We start from the raw sequence: 18,920 nt of genomic DNA on the forward strand, positions 1-18,920 counted from the left end.
GGCCTCTCCTTGCCGCTATCAGATCCGAAATGGCGTGGAGAACCTTCGTTAGGGTTATCGTCGTCTTCGTCAATCGCTTTAGCCCTTTTTTCAAATTTCTTTTCATCTCCCCGAAATTTCCCGGCTGGCCCCGTTCTTGCTGGTAGCTACCACGTCGTCAAATTTGCGCCACCACTTGCTACAGGCCCCGTCTCACTATGCACAACGCAACTCGCCAGAAACTCCAGCGAATCGTCGATGCCCTAAAGATTGCCGAGGACCGGCAGGACATCGCTCAGCAAATCGCCCTCTACGAAGAGTTGGTCAAGGAAAAGCCCGACCTAGCTCTGGGCCAGGCGCAGCTCGGCGTTCTCTATTGGGACAAAGGGGACGAGGAGCGCGCCCGAAACCATTTCGATCAGGCTCTGGCTTTGCCACAGACCGATCACATTGACAGCCTGCTCTTCGGACGCATGGCCAAATCTCGGCTGTACACCGGCAACCTGGATCGTGCGCGCGCCTGGTACAACACCAAGCCAAATCTGTGGCGCCTTCGTCTGTACTTCGAGAGCCTCAATCAGGCCGAACGTTTCGAAGAAGCCGAAACTCTGCTGCTGAACCTACTGGGCGGAGAGTTACCCCGGGAAGGCCAGTTGCTGACCCTGCACATGATGGCCCAAGTCTATCTCTATACCGGCAGGACCCACGACAGCGTCGCTGCCTGCCAGGCCGGCCTGGAAATCGACCCGACCTGTGAACCATTGATCTTCAATCTCGCAGTAGCCCAAGAAATGATCGGCCGTTACCAGGAGGCATTCCAGGGCTACAACCGTGTCCTGCAACTGGACCCGCAGAACAACGAGACCCACAACAACCTGTCGCACCTCATGCTGCGCCTCGGGGAATTCGAGAGCGGCTGGCGCCATTACGAATGGCGCTGGGGCAGCGCACTGAAGGATCAGCATGTGGACTTCCCCCTACCCCGCTGGCAGGGGGAACCGCTGGCAGGGCACTCGCTGCTGGTCTGGCGTGAACAGGGTATCGGCGACCAGATCATGTTCTCCAGCATGCTGCCCTCACTGCTGGAGCGCGGTGGTGCACTAAAGTACGAAGTCGAAAGCCGACTGGTCCCTCTGTTCCAACGCAGTTTTCCCGACGTTGAACTGGTCCAGCGTAGCCCCATGAGCATCGAGGAAAATGGCCAGGAGGTATCAAAACTGGCCTGGCCGGCGACCGACTATCAGATTCCAATGGGCAGCCTTGGGCTGCAATTGCGCCCGTCCCTGGAAAGCTTCCCCAACCAGGCGGGTTTCCTGCTGGCGGACCCGGAGCACAGCAAGCAATTGCGTCAAGAGTATCAGCAACTGTATCCCCACAAGCGACTGGTAGGTGTTTCCTGGCGAGGCGGGAACAGCGTCGGCAACCAGAAGCAGAACCGTCGCATCGGCATGTCCGAACTCGTCAAGCTCAATGCTTTGTCGGACGTCCAGTTGATCAATCTGCAGTACGGCGACACCGTCGCTGAGATCGCGGAAGCGGCCGCACTCGGTCTCCACATCCATAACGATGCGCGAATCGACCCATTGCGCGACATCGATGCCCAGGCTGCGCAGATTGCAGCCCTCGATGCAGTGATTAGCGTGGATAACACCACCGTTCACCTGGCTGGCTCCTTGGGCACTCCCACTCTTGCCTTGCTCCAGCTCAATCCCAACTGGCGGTGGGGCCTGCAGGAAGGCCCTAGTTACTGGTACCCAAGTGTTCATCTGATTCGCAATCATCAGATCAGTACGTGGGCCCCTGCCCTGGACAAAGCCATTGCGGCCCTGCGCACTGCTGGCCAACTCTGACCTCTCGACTTTCAGGACAAGAATCATGAAGTGTTGCGTAATCATTCCGGTAGGACCTGGGCACAAGGAGCTGTCACAACGCGTGATCGGCACCATTGAACAGGCCATAGCCCATGGTACCGGCGGCTTCAGCGAAGTTGAGATCCTGCCTCAGGACGATACTCTTGGACTGGGTCGTTCTCGGGCCAGGAACCTCGGCGTCGCCGAAGCTGGCCAGCGAGGGGCGGACTGGATTTTCTTCATCGACGCTGATGAGCTGATGGCGCCCACTGCCTTCGCCGATGTGGAGCACCTGCTGGCGGATCACGACGCGATCTGGGGGGCGATCTACGAGGCCAACCTCGCCACCCAGCAAGCCAGCCGTCGAGCCAATGACGTGGCGCCTATCACCACTCTTGAGCAGGTTCTGATCAACCACCCCTTCCTGACGCTGCACAACGGCCATTTTGTCCGCCAAGAAGTTGCCGAAGCTCACCCCTTCAATACGGAAATGGACTGCGGAGAAGACTTCGAGTACTACCTGCGCGTCTGGCGCGATGCACGCTGCATCAAGATCGAAAAGCCTCTGTTCCTCAATGTTCGAGGCCAGCATTCGACCGGTCCGCGCGCAGCAACGGGCAAAGACTGGAACGAAGCGATGCCGCGCGTTTTCGCAAATTTCTGCAGCGAAAATGAAGTTATCGCCAGCGTTCCATTCGCCGATAAACAGGTCAGGTTCCGACTGAGTAACACCCTGGACCTCATTCAGAATCAACTGGCCCGCGAACAGTTCTTCGAAACCAATGAGCTCAGCGAAACACTGCTGGTGTTGCCGCGCAATCCGATCGTATTCGATGTAGGCGCGAACATCGGCAACCATGCCCTGTTCTTCGCATGCATCGGTCAGGCCGCGGAGACTCACTGCTTCGAACCCACCGATGCGGCCGCCGACCTGCTCGAGGAGAACTTCGCACTGAACGGCATCTCCCCATCCAGTGCAAAAATTCATCGCATCGGCATAGGTGCAAAAGCCGGCAAAGCCAGCTTCGACCATCTGGAGTCCACCAACCTCGGGGCCACCAGCATCAAGTGCGACGACTCAGGCGAGATAGTCATCGACTCACTCGACAACCTCTACCCTGAAACCATTCCCGACCTGCTGAAAATCGATGTGGAGGGCATGGAACTGGATGTATTGCAAGGTGCGCAAGCCCTGATTGAACGCTCACGACCGGCCATCCTGATCGAAGTTGCCAATGCAAACAAAGGACATTTTCTCGCCTGGGCGGGAGCCCATGACTACCGGATTCATCGTGCATTCGAACTGGTAAATGCCTCCAACTATCTCCTATTGCCCCAAGCCACTCGGCCGGGCTTCTATGACGGAGGAGTCGCTGCCACTCGCGAATGGACCTCGCGCATGCCTCTGGCCAAAGAGCAGCCGCCATGCGGCTGGTCGATCCAGGACTATCTCGTGTCGTCAATCGGAACGCAGCCGACACTTGAGTTGATCCTGACCGAAGGCCGGCTCGCAGCAAAAGACATCACCAATCGTCAGGAGTACACCCTTGGTGACAACGCCCTTGCTGACCTGAGCCAGAGATTTGCAGGAAAGAGTATTTTCCTGGGTGAGCTGCTCGGTACTCTGAGCGCAGAGCAATTCAGCATGATCCTCAAAGGTTTGAAGCACCACCAAGGCGATGTCCTATTGTTGGACCTGATGGACTCTCGCTGGAACAACGCCTTCAACGAAAGCCATCGCTATCGGGATGCCGAGTGGTACCTGACCCAGGCTAACCAGCATGGTTTCCAACTCCACCGTTACCAGAAGCTGCCGCACAAAGCAGCCTCTGGTGCCCACGAACAACTGGACAGCCGCCTCACTTTCCTTCATCTCAAACACGCTTAAGCCACGGAGCGACAAATCAAAAGGGGATGTCCATAGACATCCCCCTTTTTATTTGGCCTCGCTGCTTGCCCCTCAGAGTTTGTTGAACAGACTCAGCTGACTGATCCGCGCGAACGCCGCCTGGGCGGCTTCGAGCATGGTCTGCTGCAGCACCAGCTGCGAGGTCGCCGCGGCCATGTCGGTGTCGCGGATCGACGACTGCGTGGTGGTGTTGGTCAGCGCCAGGCTCTGGTTTTCCTGGTCGAGCACATCGATGGTATTGAGCCGCGCACCAATCGACGACTGGGTCGCCAGTACCTGGTCGCTGGCCTTGTCCAGGTTGGTGATCGCGCTGGCCACCATGTTGCGGATGGTCAACTGCGCCTGCGGGTTGTTGGCGGTGGAGGTGTCCAGCGCCTTGCGCAGGTCGCCGATGGTGTTGAGGATGTTCTGCCGCTCCGGCGAGCTGGCGGTGACGGAGAACTGGTCACCGGTCGCTGGGGCGGCGCTGATGGTCATGTCCACGCCGGCCACGGTCACCGTCTGCGGGAAAGTCGCCCCCACCGTCCCGGTGGACAACGGCATCGCGCCCTGGCTGGTGGGTAGCGCGTAGACCTCGTAGGCGGTGGCGCTGGTGAACTTGAGCTGCACGCCACCGCTGGGGAACTGCGTGGTGTAGCTGGTGTTGTTGCTCACTGTCGCAGAGGTGATCTGCGCGGTCGACGTATTGGTGGCGCTGCGTTTGACCGACAGGGTGTCGGTCGCCGCGCCGAAGCTGAAGCTGTAGCCGCTCACCAGGCTGTCCATGGTGCTGGCGTCATCGGTCTTCTGCAGCGACACGTCGAGCTGGAACTGCGCGCCGCGGAAGTTGATGGCATTGCTGTCAGTGGAGGTCGCGTCATAGGTGCCATTGGTGGTGGCATCGCTGGTGACGTCGTTGCCGTCCTTGTCGAGGATCTGGTACTGCGTACCGCTGAGCACGTTCAGCGTGTAGGGCGCGCCGTCGCGGAAGCTCGCGCTGTAGCTGCTGTCGCTGGTCACCGTGCCCTGGGACAGAAACGCACGCTGCACTCCATCGGCATTGGGATTGCTGGTCAGGGAGCTGGTGGTGCGGCTGGCGTTGGCCGCCATCTCGAAGATGCTCCAGCCGTTGTCGTTGGTCGACATCGTCAGGTTGTCGGAGATCTGCAGCTTGAGGGTGCTCTGGTCGCCCTGGTAGCTGAAGCTGCCGTCGGCATTCTGCACGAAGGGCTGCACGGTGCTCTTGCTGCCGGAGAACAGGTAATTGCCGCCGGCGTCCTTGCTGTTCATCAGGGTCAGCAGCTGGTTCTGGATGGCGCCCAGTTCATCGCTGATGGCGCCGCGGTCTTCGTCGGTCATCGAGCCGTCGCCGGCGCGCAGCGTCAGTTCACGGGCGCGCTGCAAGGCAGTGGTGATGGAGTCGAGGACGCTCTGTTCCTGGTTCAGGCTGTTGGTCGCGCTGGTCATGTTGCCGCTGTACTGGGTCAGCAGCGCCTGCTGCTGTTCCAGTTGCAGCAGACGCGCGGCGCCGACGGGGTCGTCGGCGGGCGTCTGGATGCGCGTGCCGCTGGAGATCTGCTCCTGCAGCTTGGACAGGGTCGCGTAGCCGCGGTTGTAGTTGTCGATGTTGGAGTTGAAGATCTGCGGGGTGGAAATTCGCACTACCATTTCGGCCTCCTCAGATGTTGTTGATCAAAGTGTCGAAGAGCGTCTGCGCGGTCTTGATGACCTGCGCGGAGGCCGTGTAGTACTGCTGGAACTTGACCAGGTTGGCCGCTTCCTCATCGAGGTTCACCGCCGACAGCGAATCGCGCGTGCCTTGTGCCTGGGTCAGCACCGCCTCGGTGGCGGTGGCGTCGAGCTTGGCCTGGTTGGCGGTGGCGCCGACGGTCTCCGTCAGGCTGCTGTATGCGCCGGTCAGGCTCATGCCGCTACCACTGCCGGTGCCGCTGCCAACGGTCTTGGCACTCTGCAAGTCGATCAGCTTCTGCGCGTTGGTGTTGTCGGCGTCGCCGTCGCTGTTGAAGGCCACGGAGAAGCTGTCGCCCTGCCCCGGATAGCCGGCGATGGTGGTCTCGAAGGTGAACGACGGCGTGCCCGGCACGGTAATGCTGAGGTCGTTGCTCTGCCCCGGCACGATGTTGCCGGTGCCCAGCGGATTGCCGGCCGAGTCGTAGATGGTATAGCCCTGGGTGCCGCCGCTGGCGGCGTCGAACACCAGCTTGACCGGCAGGCCAGCCTTGATTGCCGCCGACATGGCCGCGCTGTTGGTCGAGTCCAGCTGCGAGGTTAGGCTGGTGCCGCTGATGGTGCCGCTACCGATGTTGCCGGTGGTGGTGCTGGCGGTCACCGCCGAGGCGAAGGCCAGGCGGTTGGAGTCGGTCATGGTGACCGAGATGTCCGCTGCGGCGGTGCGGGTCGGGATCACGGTGAAGCGGTCGCCAGCCTGCACCGTGCCGACGCTCTGCTGGCTGATGCTGAAGCCGTCGAATTCCTTCGGCGGGTTGTCGGTCAGGTCACCGCTGCCCAGCACCGCGCCATCGGAGGAACGCTTGATGGTGTAGCCGGTGGCAGAGGTGAAGGTCACCTCGTAGTCACTGGTGGTCAGCGCGCCGCTGTCGGTGATGTTGACGTTGAGGTTGCCGGTACCGGTGTTATGGGTGTTGGCCAGGCTACGGTTGCCGATCACGCTGGCGTCGTTGATGTCCTTGAACAGCTGCGCGCCGAAATTGCCGTTCAGGTCCAGGCCCTGGGCCAGCTGGCTGTTGAAGGTGTCGGCGAGGACGATGGCCATGCGCCCGAGTTCGTTCTGGGTCGTGTCGAGCACATCGCTGCGGTAGCGCAGCAGGCCGCCCATCTGGCCGCCGGTGACCACCGAGGTGACGTCCATGGTCGAGCTGCCGGAGCTCAGGCTCAGGCTGAACTGCGACGGGTTGTTGGCGCTCGGCCCGGCAGTCAGGGTGGAGGAATTGGCGCCCACCACCAGCGGCTGCCCGGAGCCCAGGTAAAGGTTGAGGCTGTTGCCCTGCTTGACCACGCTGACGCCGATCATGCCCGAGAGCTGCAGCACCGCCTGGTCGCGCTTGTCCTGCAGGTCGTTGGCGCTGGCTCCGCCGGCCTCGGCGGCAATGATCGCCTGGTTGTACTGGGCGATGGTCTTGGCCAGGTCGGTGACCTGCCCGGCCAGGCTGTCCATCTGGGTGTTGACGTAGCTGTTCTGGGTGCCCAGCTGGGTGGAAATCGAATTGAAGCGCTGCGCCAGGTTGTTGGCCTGGGTCAACACCAGCTGGCGCGAGGCGGCGTCGGTCGGCGTGGCCGAGGCGGTCTGCAGCGAGGCGAAGAAATTCTGCATGACCTTGGACAGGCCGGTGGTGCTGTCGGACAGCAGCGAGTCGATCTGGTTGACCTGGGACAGGTAGGTCTGCGCATCGCTGTCCACCGAGGTGGCGCCGCGCAACTGGTTGGCCAGGAACTCGCTGTACATCCGGCGCACGTCCTGCACCGTGGTGCCGGTGCCGACGTAGTACTGCCCGGCGAACTGCTCGGCAGAGGTCACCTGCGACGTCGACTGGCGGGTGTAGCCGGCCGTGTTGACGTTGGTGATGTTGTTGCCGGTGGTGCTCAGTGCCGCTTGCGAGGCATTGAGTCCGGACAGTCCGATGGATAGTAGGCTCATGGGCTTTCCTTAGAGCGTTCCCTTGAGGTGGGCATCAAAGGGCGCGGGTCGGGGCGTCGGCCATCGCCACGGTCTGGTAGACCTGCATCTGCTTGGCGATCTGGTTCACCTTCCGTGCGTACTGCGGGTCGGTGGCGTAGCCGGCGCGTTGCAACTCCTTCATGAATTGGTCCGGGCGCGCGGCGGAATCCAGCGCGCCCTGGTAGCGGTCGTTGTTCTGCAGGAAGCTCACGTAATCCTGGAAGCTCTGCTCGAAGGAGTTGTAGGCGCGGAACGACGCTACCTCCCGGACCTGCTTGCCGTTCTCGAATTCGGTCGTGGTAGCGCGGGCGGAATCGCCCTTCCAGCTGGAGCCGCTCTTGATGCCGAACAGGTTGTGGCTGCTGCTGCCGTCGCGCTGGGCGATCATCTTCTTGCCCCAGCCGGTTTCCAGCGCGGCCTGGGCCACCAGGTAGCGCGGGTCGACGCCAATGCGCTTGGCGGCGCGCTCGGCCATGGGCAGCATGGTGCTGATGAAGTCGTCGGCGGAGGCGAACATCGACTTGCCCGGCTTGGTGGAGATGGCCGAGGTGTCGACGTCAGCGACCGGCACGCGGGTATCGATCTGCTGCGTGTAGGCGCGGTTGCCACGCCAGTCGTTGCTGGCCAGCTGCGCCGGCTGGCCGGCGCTGGAAGCCACGGCGTTGCCGCTGTCGGCGCCCGGCACGATACCGGCGGCGATGCGCTGGGCGAGCTTGCCCGGCAGGGCCAGGCGACGCGAATTCAGGGCCTGGCGATCATCGCGGCCGGCTTCGGGCTGGGGCAGGTCCTTGCCGTTGGACGACCACAGGCTGCGGGCTTTCTGGCGGTCGGAGGCGGCCGCGGTGGCCGTCGCGCTCGGCGTCGCGCTCGGCGTCGCGTCGGCAGCGGCCTGGGCACCTGCCTGGGCGAACGGGTTGTTGCCGGTGTGGCGCACGCCCCGCATCTTTTCCATCTGCTTGACCAGCACGTCGGCCAGGCCGATGCCATGGCCCTGGGTGGCCAGCGACACCGACAGCTGGTGGTCGTACATGTCCTGGTACTGCTTGGAGGCCTCGCTGTTCATCGGGTTGTCCTTGGCGAACACCTCGTTGGCCGAGCGCATGGACTTGAGCATCTCGTTCATGAACAGCGATTCGAATTCCTGGGCGACCTTGCGGATGTTGCCGGCGCTGTCGCGGGCCGAACCGGTCTTCATCGCCGACAGGCGATTGAGGTCGGTGTAGGACCCGCTGTCGGTGCTGGAAGTGCTGGAGGAAAGCAGTCTGGCGTCCACGTCGGCGTCCTCAGATCACGATCAGGTCGGCTTGCAGTGCGCCGGCCTGTTTCAGGGCTTCGAGGATCGCCATCAGGTCGCTGGGCGCGGCGCCCACCTGGTTAACGGCGCGGACGATTTCATCCAGCGTGGTGCCCGGGCCGAACTTGAACATCGGCTTGGCTTCCTGGTCGGCGTTCACCCGCGAACGCGGGACCACGGCGGTCTGGCCGTTGGAGAACGGGCCGGGCTGGCTGACGATGGGGTCTTCGGTGATGGTCACGGTCAGGCTGCCGTGGGTCACGGCAGCCGGCGACACGCGCACGTTCTGGCCGATCACGATGGTGCCGGTCCGCGAGTTGATGATGACCTTGGCCACCGCTTCGCCGGCCTGCACGTCGAGGTTTTCCAGCACCGACATGTAGTCCACGCGCTGGTTCGGATCCAGCGGCGCGCTCACGCGCACCGAGCCGCCGTCCACTGCCTGGGCGACGCCCGGGCCGAGCAGTTCGTTGATGCGGTCGACGATGTGCTTGGCGGTGGTGAAGTCCGGGCGGTTGAGGTTCAGGGTCAGGCTGTTGCCCTGGTCGAAGCCGCTCGGCACGGCACGTTCCACCGTGGCGCCCGCCGGGATGCGGCCGGCCGACGGAACGTTGACGGTGATCTTGGAGCCATCGCGGCCCTCGGCATCGAAGCCGCCGACCACGAGGTTGCCCTGGGCGATCGCGTAGGTCTGGCCGTCGATACCCTTGAGCTGGGTCATCAGCAGGCTGCCGCCACGCAGGCTCTTGGCGTTGCCGATGGAGGAGACGGTGACGTCGATGGCCTGGCCCGGCTTGGCGAACGGCGGCAAGTCGGCATGGATGGACACCGCCGCGACGTTCTTCAACTGCACGTTGCCCGAACCGGCCGGGACCTTGATGCCGAACTGCGCCAGCATGTTGTTGAAGGTCTGCAGGGTGAAGGGCGTCTGGGTGGTCTGGTCGCCCGTGCCATTGAGGCCGACGACCAGGCCGTAGCCGATCAGCTGGTTGTTGCGCACGCCCTGGATGGTGGCGATGTCTTTCAGCCGCTCGGCCTGTGCCATCGGCACCGCCAGCAACGCACAGAACGCCACCAGAACGTAGGAGCGGACTCGGCCCGCAATCGCCACCAGCGTTTTTCCAGAGAAGGCCATGCTCATCATCCTCAGAACGGGAACAGCGGGCTGAGGAAGAAGCGATCGAACCAGCCCGGCTGGCTCGCATCGGCGAACGCACCGGTGCCCGAGTAGGTGATGCGCGCGTCGGCTACGCGGGTGGACGGTACGGTGTTGTCGGTGGCGATGTCGTCGGCGCGGACCAGGCCGGCGATGCGCACCAGCTCGTTGCCGGTGTTCAGGGTCATCCACTTTTCGCCGCGCACGGCGATGATGCCGTTGGGCATGACATCGGCGACGGTGACGGTGATCGAACCGGTCAGGCTGTTGCTCTGCCCGGCCTGGCTGTCGCCCTTGCTCTCGCGGTTGCCCGAATACTCGGCGGAGAGGCTCAGGTCACCGCTGCCCACCGGGTTGTTGGTGGTCAGGCTGCTGCCGAACATCGAAGTCAGGCCGAGCTTGTTCTTGCTGTCCTTGGAGATGTCCGAACTGGCCTTCTTGCTCGCCTGGGTCTTCTCGTTGAGGGTGATGGTGATGATGTCACCCACGCGGAAGGCCTTGCGGTCGCCGTAGAGGTTGTTCTCGAACCCGGCCTGGTAGATCGACCCGTTGTTCTGCGCAGCCGGCGCGGGCGTGCGCGGCAGCACCGGCGCGTAATAGGGGTCGTCCGGCTTGGGCGGCGGGCTCACGCACCCTGCCAACGCGGCGATGGCCAGCAGCGGAAGGAGGTGGGAACGGTTCATCTACAGCTACCTCTCGGGGAGAGCGACTACGGGATCAGGACTTACAGGTTTTGCGTCACGAACGAGAGCATCTGGTCCGCGGTGGAGATCACCTTGGAGTTCATCTCGTAGGCGCGCTGGGTGGTGATCATGTTCACCATCTCCTCCACCACGCTGACGTTGGAGTTCTCCAGGGTGTTCTGCAGCACGGTGCCCAGGCCGTTCAGGCCGGGAGTGCCAACCTGCGGCGCGCCGCTGGCGGCGGTCTCCAGGAACAGGTTGTTGCCGGTGGCCTGCAGGCCCGCCGGGTTGATGAAGTCGGCGGTCTGGATGTTGCCGATGATCTGCGGCGTGGCGTTGCCGGCGACGGTGACCGAGACGGTGCCGTCGTTGCCGACGGTGAAGGTCTGGGTTTCCGCCGGGACGACAATGGCCGGCTCCAGGGCGTTGCCGTTGGAGGTGACGATCTGCCCGTCGGAGTTCAGGTGGAAGCTGCCGTCACGGGTGTACGCGACGGTGCCGTCCGGGGTCAGCACCTGCAGGAAGCCACGGCCGTTGATGGCCATGTCCAGCGGGTTGTCGGTGGTCTGCAGGCTGCCGGCGGTGAAGTTCTTCTGGGTGCCGACGATGCGCACACCGGTACCCAGTTGCAGGCCCGAGGGCAGCTGGTTGTCCTGGGTAGTGTTGGCGCCGGGCTGCCGCTTGATCTGGTAGAGCAGGTCCTGGAACTCCGCGCGGTCACGCTTGAAGCCCGTGGTGGACACGTTCGCCAGGTTGTTCGAGATGGTCGTCAGGTTCATGTCCTGGGCGGACAGACCGGTCTTGCTGACCCAAAGTGCCGGAAGCATGTTTTCTCTCCTCGGGCGCCGGATTCATGGCGCCTCGAACGGGTAATCAGGTGTTATCAGCTGAATTGCAAAACACGCGCCATGGCCTGGGAGTCATCCTCGGCGGTGCGCATCATCTTCACGTGCAGTTCGAACTGGCGGGACAGCGCCAGGATCGAGGTCATCTCTTCGACGGCGTTGACGTTGCTGGCTTCCAGCACGCCGGACTGCAGGCTGGCGTTGGCATCGGCCTGCGGCGCGGGCTGCCCGGCCTTCAGGCGGATCAGGCCATCGGCGCCCTTCTCCAACTGCTTGGGATCGGGAGTGACCAGCTTGATGCGGTCGACGGTGGCCAGCGCATTGGGCTGGTTGCCCAGACCACGGACGGTGATGGTGCCGTCGTCGCCTATCTCGATCTTCTCTTCCGGCGGCACGGCAATCGGCCCGCCATTGCCGATCACCGGCATGCCATTGCCGGTGCGCAGCTGGCCGAGGGCGTCGATTTCCAGGCTGCCGGTGCGCACGTAGGCTTCGCCGCCGTCAGGCGCCTGCACGGCGATCCAGGCGTCGCCCTTGGCGGCGACATCGAGGTCACGGCCGGTTTCCTGCAGGGCGCCGGCGGTGAAGTCGGTGGCCGGGCGCTCACTCATGGCGTAGACGCGCGCCGGAAAGCTGTCACCGAAGACCGGCATCGCGCGCGCCTGTTCGAAGTCGCGACGAAAACCGCTCGTGGAAATGTTCGCCAGGTTGTTGGCGTGAGCCTGCATGGCCAGGGTGTTCTGGCTCGCTCCGCTCATGGCGACATACAGCATTCTGTCCAAGGCATTCCTCCAGTGCCGGGTCGGATTCCCGGCGGTGCTGGAGGGACTTCAGCAAGGGTTGTGCCAGAACGCTGAAAACAAGCGCAAGACGCTGAAAGAGAAGGATTTATCAAAAAACAAAGGCTCCCGAAGGAGCCTCGATGAGCGTCAGGCGGCGAAGGACTGCCGCCTGCGGCAAAGGACGATTTGCCGACGGAGAGCACCGTTGCCGGCAGACCTCATCAACGCAGGTTGATGATGGTGTCGGAAATGGTGCTCTCGGTCTGTACGGTCTTGGCGTTCGCCTGGTAGTTGCGCTGGGCGACGATCAGGTTCACCAGCTGCGCCGTCAGGTCGACGTTGGATTCCTCCAGCGTGCCCGAGCCCACCGAGCCGAGGGTGCCGGAGGTCGGCGTGCCGATCACTGCCTCGCCCGAGGCCAGCGACTGCTTCCAGCCGGTATTGCCGACCGGGGTCAGACCCTGAGTGTTGGCAAAGTTGGCCAGAATCACCTGGCCGATCACCTTGGACTGGCCGTTGGTGTAGGTGGCGTACATCTGGCCGTCCTCGGCGAACGACAGGCCGGACATCTGGCCGGTGGCGTAGCCGTCCTGGGTCACCGCGGTCACGGCGAAGGAGCCGTTGGTCTGGGTGGTCTTGGTCAGGTCGATGCTGATGCCGCCGGTCGCCCCCGCCGCACCGTTGGCGCCCCAGGTCACCGGGCTGGTGGTGGAGTCGGTGACAGCTGCCGGCGTCCAGCCCGTCAGGGTCATGGTCTTGTCGGCGTTGACGGTCATGCCGGTGGAGGTGATGCCCGTCAGTTGGCCGGCGCTATTGAAGGTGATGTCGCTGCTCAGCGGCGTAGTGCTGGTCGGCGTCTGCGGGTTACGGCCGTCGACCAGGGTGTACATGCTCCAGTTGTTGGCGGCGTCCTTGACGAAGTAGTTCGTCATGGTGTGCGAGTTGCCCTGGGAGTCGTAGATGTCCACGGAGGTCGACCAGTTGTAGCTGTCCGAGTCGGTGGCATCGAACGGCGTGGTCTTGGGCGTGGTGGCGTTGGAGTTCAGGCTCAGGGTCGAGGTGATCTTCGAAGTCGGGCTCGGCGGCTGGTTGGCGGTATCGACCTTCAGGTCGGTGATCACGCCATTGACGATGTTGCCGTTGGCGTTGACGCCGTAGCCCTGCAGGCGGTTGCCCGAGCCATCGACGATATAACCGCTGGCGTCGGTGTTGAAGGTACCGTTGCGGGTATAGACGCGGCTGCCGTTGTCGCTGGTCATGAAGAAGCCGTTGCCGCTCACCGCCAGGTCCAGGCTGCGCCCGGTGGTGCTCAGGTTGCCCTGGGTGAACTGCTGCGAGACGGACTGGGTGACCACCCCGTTACCCACGGCGATGCGGCCGGTGCCGAGCATCGAGGAGGCATAGAGGTCGGCGAACTCGGTACGCGACGACTTGAAGCCGGTGGTGCCGACGTTGGCGATGTTGTTGCCGGTGACGTTCAGGTCCATCGACGCGGCGTTGAGTCCACTCAGGGCGGTGTTGAAAGACATGTGTTGCTCCTGTGCCGAAACGCGGCGTTATTTTCCGATGGTCTGAATGCTGGAGGCGGAAACGGCGCCGATGCCCGCCAGGTTCAGGGTCATTTCCCCGCCGTTCTGGCCCAGCGTGACGCTGTTGACCGTGGCCGGCAGGTAAGTGGTCAGGGCGGTGCTGGTGCCGTCCAGGGTCGCGGTGGCCTTGACGGTGTAGGTACCGGCACTCACCAGCTCGCCACCGTCGTCCTTGCCATCCCAGGTGAAGTCGATGTTGCCGGCCTTCTGGCTGCCCATGTCGACGGTACGCACCAGATCACCGGAGTCGTCATAGATTTTCAGCGTCACGCCATCGCCTTTGGACGGCATCACCAGCGAACCCTTGACGCCAGCGGACGGGTCGTCGACTTGCACCTTGCTGGAATTGACGATCACCGAGCGGCCGACCAGCGACGAGGCCTGCAGGGCCTGCGAGGACTGGAACGAGGAGTAGAAGGTCCCCAGGGTGGTGTCGAGGTTCTGCATGCTCTCCAGGCTGCTGAACTGCGCCAGCTGGGAGACGAACTCGGTGTTGTCCTGCGGGTCCAGCGGGTTCTGGTTGTTCAGCTGGGTGACCAGCAGTTGCAGGAACGAGTCCTTGCCCAGCGCACTGGTGCCGGTCTCGGTGGTGGACGACGAGTTCTTGGAGCCTGCGTTCAGCGAAGACAGGATCGAGCTCGTGCTGTTGTCGGTATTGATGCTCATGGGGCGTCCTCTGCGCTTACTGACCCAGGGTCAGGACCTTCTGCATCATCTGCTTGGCGGTATTCATCATTTCCGCGTTGCTCTGGAAGGAACGGCTGGCGGAGATCATGTCGGCCATTTCCTGCACCACGTTCACATTCGGGTAGTAGACGTAACCGTCCTTGTCGGCAGCCGGGTGGTTCGGCTCGTAGCGCGGCACCAGCGGGCTCTGGTCCTCGACCACGCCCAGCACCTGCACGCCCGAACCCGCCTGGTCGGTCTCGCCGAACAGCGAACCCTGGTCGCTGCCGCCCTGCGCCTGGTTGAGCATCGCCGAGAACACCGGATGGCGGGCACGGTAGGTCTGATCGATGCTCGAGGACACGCTCTCGGCGTTGGCAAGGTTCGAAGCGGTGGTGTTCAGACGGGTAGTCTGGGCACTCATGCCGGTACCGGCGATGTTGAAGACACTGGCGAGGGACATGATTACTCTCCGCGCAGGGCGTTCATCAGCCCTTTGAACTTGCTGTTGAGGAAGGTGAAGGAGGCCTGGAACTGCACGGAGTTCTCCGCATAGTTGGCCTGCTCGATCTGCGCATCCACGGTGTTCTGGTCGATCGAGGGCTGGTTCGGAATGCGGTACTTCAGCGATTCGTCACCCATGGCCAGGCCATCTGCCTCGATGTGACGAGCGTTGGTCAGGGCGGTGCTGAAGGTGCCGTTCTTCAGCTTGTCGGACTGCGCCGCGAGCACCGAGGCGAAGTCCAGGTCACGCGCCTTGTAGTTGGGCGTGTCGGCGTTGGCCAGGTTGTTGGCCAGCACTTCAGCGCGCTGGGAGCGGAAGCTCAGTGCTTGCTGGTGGATGCCGAGGGCTTTGTCGAAGCTGATGCTCATGGTCGCGAACCTGTTTGCCGGTGTGGGCTTGCCAACACTTCAGCAAGGTGCGTGCCAAACATCTATTTCCTTGATATTCAATGGCTTGAGTAGCCACCAAGGGCGGCAAGGAGCGGCAAAAGGCGGCAAAGCGGCAACCGATTTCCTTGCCGCCCGCCTCCCGCCGTTGCCGCTCGACGCATCCCGCGGCAACAAGCCGGCTCACTCCAGCGAAAGGTTCCTACGCTTGCGCCAACGCCAGGAACGCGCTCGGCAACCGTGCCTGCCGCCGATCCTTCAGGCAATACAGGTACTCGTCGATCAGGCTCGCGCCCTTGATCTCCAGTACACACAGCTGGGGGTTATCCGGTACTTCCTGGCGGGCAATGATGCTCACGCCCAGGTTGCGGATCACCGCCTCGCGAATCGATTCACGGCTGCCGATTTCCAGCACCGAGGCGGGTACCACTCCGGCCTGCTGCAACATTGCCTCGGTCAGTTGGCGAGTGGTCGAACCCGCCTCGCGCATCAGCAGGCAATGCTGGCGCAGTTCGCCGAGGTTCACCGACTGCATGGCCGCCAGCGGATGGCTGCGGTGCACAGCCAGCACCAGCGGATCGCTGCCCAGCACCACGCGGGTCAGGCGCGCATCATCCACCTGTTGCGAAGAGGCGGCCAGGTCGACCCGGCATTCGATGAGCGATTCGAGCACCTGCTGGGAGTTACCGATCTCCACCGACACTTCTATCTGCGGGAAGCGCTCGCGGAAGTCCTTTATCAGCCCGAGCACATAATAAGGAGAGGTGGCGCCGATACGCAGGGCGCCCTGCATCTGCCCGCAGTTGCGCAGGTAGAACTCGATGTCGGCTTCCTGCTGCAGCAGCGCCTCGACCATCGGCAGCAGGCGCGCGCCCTCGTCGCTCAGGGTCAGGCGCCGGCCGCCGCGATAGAACAGCTCCACCGCGTACTGGCTTTCCAGGTGGCGGATCTGGGTAGTCACCGTTGGCTGGCTGAGGCCGAGCTTTTTCGCCGCCTGGGTGATGCTGCCCAGCTTGGCAACGCGGTGAAACGCCTTCAGTTCAGCGCTGAGCATCGGCGACCCACCTCTTCGAAAAATTCATCAACAGTTTTTCTCAACGCTGCCGGCAAACCGGCGCCAGCCCACTGGCGACGCGGCCTTCAGCCGAGCGACAAAAGCCCTTAAAAGGTCAATGTACCTGACCTGTATCACTGGCATCACCAGTTGGCGCTGGACAGCCCGGAGTTGAGCGACTTTCATTGCCCTTGGAAAAATCCCACCTGGAACCCGAAGGCGGCCTCACAAGGGTGCGCCCAAGGAGCAATTGATGAAGTACAAAGTCACCATGGTTTTCGGCACCCGTCCGGAAGCCATCAAGATGGCCCCGCTCGCCCGCGTCCTTCGCCGTACCCCGGAAATCGAACTGCGCATCTGCTCCACCGGCCAGCATCGCGAAATGCTACAGCAAGTGCTGAACTCCTTCGAACTGGAGGTCGACGAAGACCTCGACGTCATGACCCAGGGCCAGACACTGAACAGCCTGTCCCTGCAGATGATGGGCAAACTGGATGACAGCTATGACCGTCATCGCCCCGACATCGTGCTGGTCCACGGCGATACCACCACCAGCTTCATCGCCGCCCTCACCGCCTTTCACCGGCAGATCCCGGTGGGCCACGTCGAGGCAGGGCTGCGCACCGGCAATATCCACCAGCCGTGGCCGGAAGAGGCCAACCGCCGCCTCACCGCGGTGATCGCCGACCTGCACTTCCCGCCGACCAAGGCCGCGCGCGACAACCTGCTGCGCGAAGGGGTGAACATCGACCAGATCGAGGTCACCGGCAACACGGTGATCGACGCCCTGCTGTGGATGCGCGAGCACCTGCACGAGACCGATTGGAAGCCCGCCGCCGATTCGCCCCTGGCCAAGTTCACCGGCGACCGTCGTCTGGTCTTGATCACCGGCCACCGTCGGGAAAACTTCGGCAAGGGCTTCGAGCGCATCTGCCTGGCCCTGGCCGAGCTCGGCCAGCGCTTCCCCGACGTGGACTTCGTCTACCCGGTGCACCTCAACCCGCAGGTGCAGAACGCCGTCTACGGCCTGCTCTCGGACAAGCCGAACATCCACCTGATCGCCCCGCAGGACTACCAGCACTTCGTCTGGCTGATGGACCGCGCCTACATCATCCTCACCGACTCGGGCGGCATCCAGGAAGAAGCCCCGGCACTGGGCAAACCGCTGCTGGTGCTGCGCCGCGTGACCGAGCGCCCTGCCGTGCTGGAGGGTGGCACCGTGGTGCTGGTGGGGACCAACACCGGCCGCATCGTCAGCGAAGCCAGCCACCTGCTGCGCGACGACGACGTCTATGAGCAGATGAGCCGGGTGTTCAGCCCTTACGGCGACGGCCACGCCAGCGAGAAGATCGTCGCCCGGCTGCTGTCCTGGTTCGGTGAATCACGCACGCGTAGCGAGTTCGAATGAGCCTCGAACTGGTCGATATCCTCACTTACGTTCTCTATGCCCTGAAGTACCTGGCGATCATCCTGGCCGCGCTGATGTTCCTGCTCGGTCTGGATGACCTGTTCATCGACCTGGTGTACTGGGGCCGGGTGCTGGTGCGGCGCTTCCGCATCTACAACCGCTTCGATCGGGCCGACGAGGAACGCCTGTTCGCCGCGCCGGAAAAGCCGCTGGCGATCATGGTCCCGGCCTGGAACGAAGTCGGCGTGGTGGGCGAAATGGCGCGCCTGGCGGCCTCGACGCTGGACTACGAGAACTACCAGATCTTCGTCGGCACCTACCCCAACGACCCACAGACCCAGGCGGACGTGGACGCGGTATGCCTGCATTACCCCAACGTGCACAAGGTGGTCTGCGCGCGCCCCGGCCCCACCAGCAAGGCCGACTGCCTGAACAACATCATCGACGCCATCCTGCGCTTCGAGGCCGATGCCCGCATCGAGTTCGCCGGCTTCATCCTGCATGACGCCGAGGACGTGATCTCGCCGCTGGAGTTGCGCCTGTTCAACTACCTGCTGCCGGCCAAGGACCTGATCCAGATCCCGGTCTACCCCTACGCCCCGGAATGGACCGGCTTCACCGCCGGCCACTATGTCGACGAATTCGCCGAGAACCACGGCAAGGATGTGCCGGTGCGCGAAGCGCTGACCGGTCAGGTGCCCAGCGCCGGTGTCGGCACCTGCTTCAGCCGCCGCGCCATCGCCGCGCTGCTGGAGGACGGCGACGGCATCGCCTTCGATGTGCAGAGTCTCACCGAGGACTACGACATCGGCTTCCGCCTCAAGCAGAAGGGCATGAAGTGCATCTTCGCCCGCTACTCCATCACCGATCCGCAGCTGGCGCTGAAAAGCACCTGGGTGCCGGGTATGGACCGGCGCTTCTCACAGGTCATCTGCGTACGCGAACACTTCCCGCGCACCTGGCAGCACGCCATTCGGCAGAAGTCTCGGTGGATCACCGGCATCGTCTTCCAGGGCACGCGCAACCTGGGCTGGAGCAGCAAGGGCATGCTCAACTACTTCCTCTGGCGTGATCGCCGCGGGCTGATCGCCTACCTGCTGAGTTTCCTGGTCAACCTGCTGTTCCTGSYGGAWCGGTC

Annotated in this window: 16 protein-coding genes; 4 read left to right on the top strand and 12 right to left on the bottom strand. The window is 63.2% G+C overall.

Annotation, left to right across the window (positions count from 1 at the left end; all coding sequences use genetic code 11):
* Positions 1 to 197: 197 nt before the first annotated feature.
* Entirely contained in the window at positions 198 to 1,829 is a 1,632-nt protein-coding gene (locus tag A9513_RS30135; protein WP_065086328.1) for a lipopolysaccharide assembly protein LapB, read from the top strand.
* An 82-nt stretch (positions 1,830 to 1,911) separates the two neighbouring features.
* Positions 1,912 to 3,717, top strand: coding sequence for an FkbM family methyltransferase (locus A9513_RS30140; RefSeq protein ID WP_065086329.1), 1,806 nt, complete (start codon positions 1,912 to 1,914; stop codon positions 3,715 to 3,717).
* Between the two features lie 72 nt (positions 3,718 to 3,789).
* Here the strand turns inward: A9513_RS30140 and A9513_RS30145 are convergent, their stop codons facing one another.
* The 12 genes from A9513_RS30145 to A9513_RS30200 form a co-directional block, all read right to left on the bottom strand.
* Positions 3,790 to 5,385 (bottom strand): flagellar hook-associated protein 3, encoded by a 1,596-nt coding sequence (locus A9513_RS30145; protein ID WP_205346109.1) that lies wholly within the window; start codon positions 5,383 to 5,385, stop codon positions 3,790 to 3,792.
* A gap of 10 nt (positions 5,386 to 5,395) precedes the next feature.
* A complete protein-coding gene (gene flgK / locus A9513_RS30150; RefSeq protein WP_065086330.1) occupies positions 5,396 to 7,393 on the bottom strand; it encodes a flagellar hook-associated protein FlgK in 1,998 nt (665 codons plus the stop codon).
* Positions 7,394 to 7,427: 34 nt separating this feature from the next.
* Positions 7,428 to 8,687, bottom strand: coding sequence for a flagellar assembly peptidoglycan hydrolase FlgJ (gene flgJ / locus A9513_RS30155; protein ID WP_065086331.1), 1,260 nt, complete (start codon positions 8,685 to 8,687; stop codon positions 7,428 to 7,430).
* Between the two features lie 10 nt (positions 8,688 to 8,697).
* Positions 8,698 to 9,753 carry a flagellar basal body P-ring protein FlgI gene (locus A9513_RS30160; protein ID WP_235376402.1) on the bottom strand — a complete coding sequence of 352 codons (1,056 nt, stop codon included), beginning with the start codon at positions 9,751 to 9,753 and terminating at the stop codon, positions 8,698 to 8,700.
* 101 nt (positions 9,754 to 9,854) lie between these two features.
* Positions 9,855 to 10,547, bottom strand: a complete 693-nt coding sequence (gene flgH / locus A9513_RS30165) for a flagellar basal body L-ring protein FlgH (protein ID WP_037014602.1) — start codon at positions 10,545 to 10,547, stop codon at positions 9,855 to 9,857.
* 41 nt (positions 10,548 to 10,588) lie between these two features.
* Positions 10,589 to 11,374, bottom strand: a complete 786-nt coding sequence (gene flgG, locus A9513_RS30170) for a flagellar basal-body rod protein FlgG (protein ID WP_024764918.1) — start codon at positions 11,372 to 11,374, stop codon at positions 10,589 to 10,591.
* A 56-nt stretch (positions 11,375 to 11,430) separates the two neighbouring features.
* Complete coding sequence (gene flgF / locus A9513_RS30175) at positions 11,431 to 12,174, bottom strand: flagellar basal-body rod protein FlgF (RefSeq protein WP_024764917.1); 744 nt, start codon at positions 12,172 to 12,174, stop codon at positions 11,431 to 11,433.
* 221 nt (positions 12,175 to 12,395) lie between these two features.
* Positions 12,396 to 13,703 (bottom strand): flagellar hook protein FlgE, encoded by a 1,308-nt coding sequence (gene flgE, locus A9513_RS30180; RefSeq protein ID WP_024764916.1) that lies wholly within the window; start codon positions 13,701 to 13,703, stop codon positions 12,396 to 12,398.
* Between the two features lie 27 nt (positions 13,704 to 13,730).
* The gene (flgD, locus tag A9513_RS30185; protein ID WP_065086332.1) at positions 13,731 to 14,429 is read right to left on the bottom strand and encodes a flagellar hook assembly protein FlgD; all 699 of its coding nucleotides are present in this window, start codon (positions 14,427 to 14,429) and stop codon (positions 13,731 to 13,733) included.
* Positions 14,430 to 14,445: 16 nt separating this feature from the next.
* Positions 14,446 to 14,892 carry a flagellar basal body rod protein FlgC gene (flgC, locus tag A9513_RS30190; RefSeq protein WP_024764914.1) on the bottom strand — a complete coding sequence of 149 codons (447 nt, stop codon included), beginning with the start codon at positions 14,890 to 14,892 and terminating at the stop codon, positions 14,446 to 14,448.
* 2 nt (positions 14,893 to 14,894) lie between these two features.
* On the bottom strand, positions 14,895 to 15,302 hold the full coding sequence (gene flgB, locus A9513_RS30195; protein WP_024764913.1) for a flagellar basal body rod protein FlgB: 408 nt from the start codon (positions 15,300 to 15,302) through the stop codon (positions 14,895 to 14,897).
* Positions 15,303 to 15,522: 220 nt separating this feature from the next.
* The gene (locus A9513_RS30200) at positions 15,523 to 16,374 is read right to left on the bottom strand and encodes a LysR family transcriptional regulator (protein WP_024764912.1); all 852 of its coding nucleotides are present in this window, start codon (positions 16,372 to 16,374) and stop codon (positions 15,523 to 15,525) included.
* A 253-nt stretch (positions 16,375 to 16,627) separates the two neighbouring features.
* Between A9513_RS30200 and wecB the strand changes: the two genes are divergently transcribed.
* The gene (gene wecB / locus A9513_RS30205) at positions 16,628 to 17,782 is read left to right on the top strand and encodes a non-hydrolyzing UDP-N-acetylglucosamine 2-epimerase (RefSeq protein WP_024764911.1); all 1,155 of its coding nucleotides are present in this window, start codon (positions 16,628 to 16,630) and stop codon (positions 17,780 to 17,782) included.
* A partial coding sequence (locus A9513_RS30210; RefSeq protein WP_141678552.1) for a phage adsorption protein NrfB occupies positions 17,779 to 18,920 on the top strand: 1,142 nt, incomplete at its 3' end. The genes wecB and A9513_RS30210, both read left to right, overlap by 4 nt.

The organism is Pseudomonas sp. AU12215 (assembly GCF_001675465.2).
Classification (GTDB): Bacteria; Pseudomonadota; Gammaproteobacteria; order Pseudomonadales; family Pseudomonadaceae; genus Pseudomonas; species Pseudomonas nitroreducens.

Bases quoted from the DNA above. Each gene is read 5' to 3' on its own strand.
- A9513_RS30135 (WP_065086328.1), top strand. From the start codon at position 198: ATGCACAACGCAACTCGCCAGAAACTCCAGCGAATCGTCGATGCCCTA.
- A9513_RS30145 (WP_205346109.1), bottom strand. From the start codon at position 5,385: ATGGTAGTGCGAATTTCCACCCCGCAGATCTTCAACTCCAACATCGAC.
- flgK (WP_065086330.1), bottom strand. From the start codon at position 7,393: ATGAGCCTACTATCCATCGGACTGTCCGGACTCAATGCCTCGCAAGCG.
- A9513_RS30160 (WP_235376402.1), bottom strand. From the start codon at position 9,753: ATGGCACAGGCCGAGCGGCTGAAAGACATCGCCACCATCCAGGGCGTG.
- flgH (WP_037014602.1), bottom strand. From the start codon at position 10,547: ATGAACCGTTCCCACCTCCTTCCGCTGCTGGCCATCGCCGCGTTGGCA.
- flgG (WP_024764918.1), bottom strand. From the start codon at position 11,374: ATGCTTCCGGCACTTTGGGTCAGCAAGACCGGTCTGTCCGCCCAGGAC.
- flgE (WP_024764916.1), bottom strand. From the start codon at position 13,703: ATGTCTTTCAACACCGCCCTGAGTGGACTCAACGCCGCGTCGATGGAC.
- flgD (WP_065086332.1), bottom strand. From the start codon at position 14,429: ATGAGCATCAATACCGACAACAGCACGAGCTCGATCCTGTCTTCGCTG.
- flgC (WP_024764914.1), bottom strand. From the start codon at position 14,892: ATGTCCCTCGCCAGTGTCTTCAACATCGCCGGTACCGGCATGAGTGCC.
- flgB (WP_024764913.1), bottom strand. From the start codon at position 15,302: ATGAGCATCAGCTTCGACAAAGCCCTCGGCATCCACCAGCAAGCACTG.
- A9513_RS30200 (WP_024764912.1), bottom strand. From the start codon at position 16,374: ATGCTCAGCGCTGAACTGAAGGCGTTTCACCGCGTTGCCAAGCTGGGC.
- wecB (WP_024764911.1), top strand. From the start codon at position 16,628: ATGAAGTACAAAGTCACCATGGTTTTCGGCACCCGTCCGGAAGCCATC.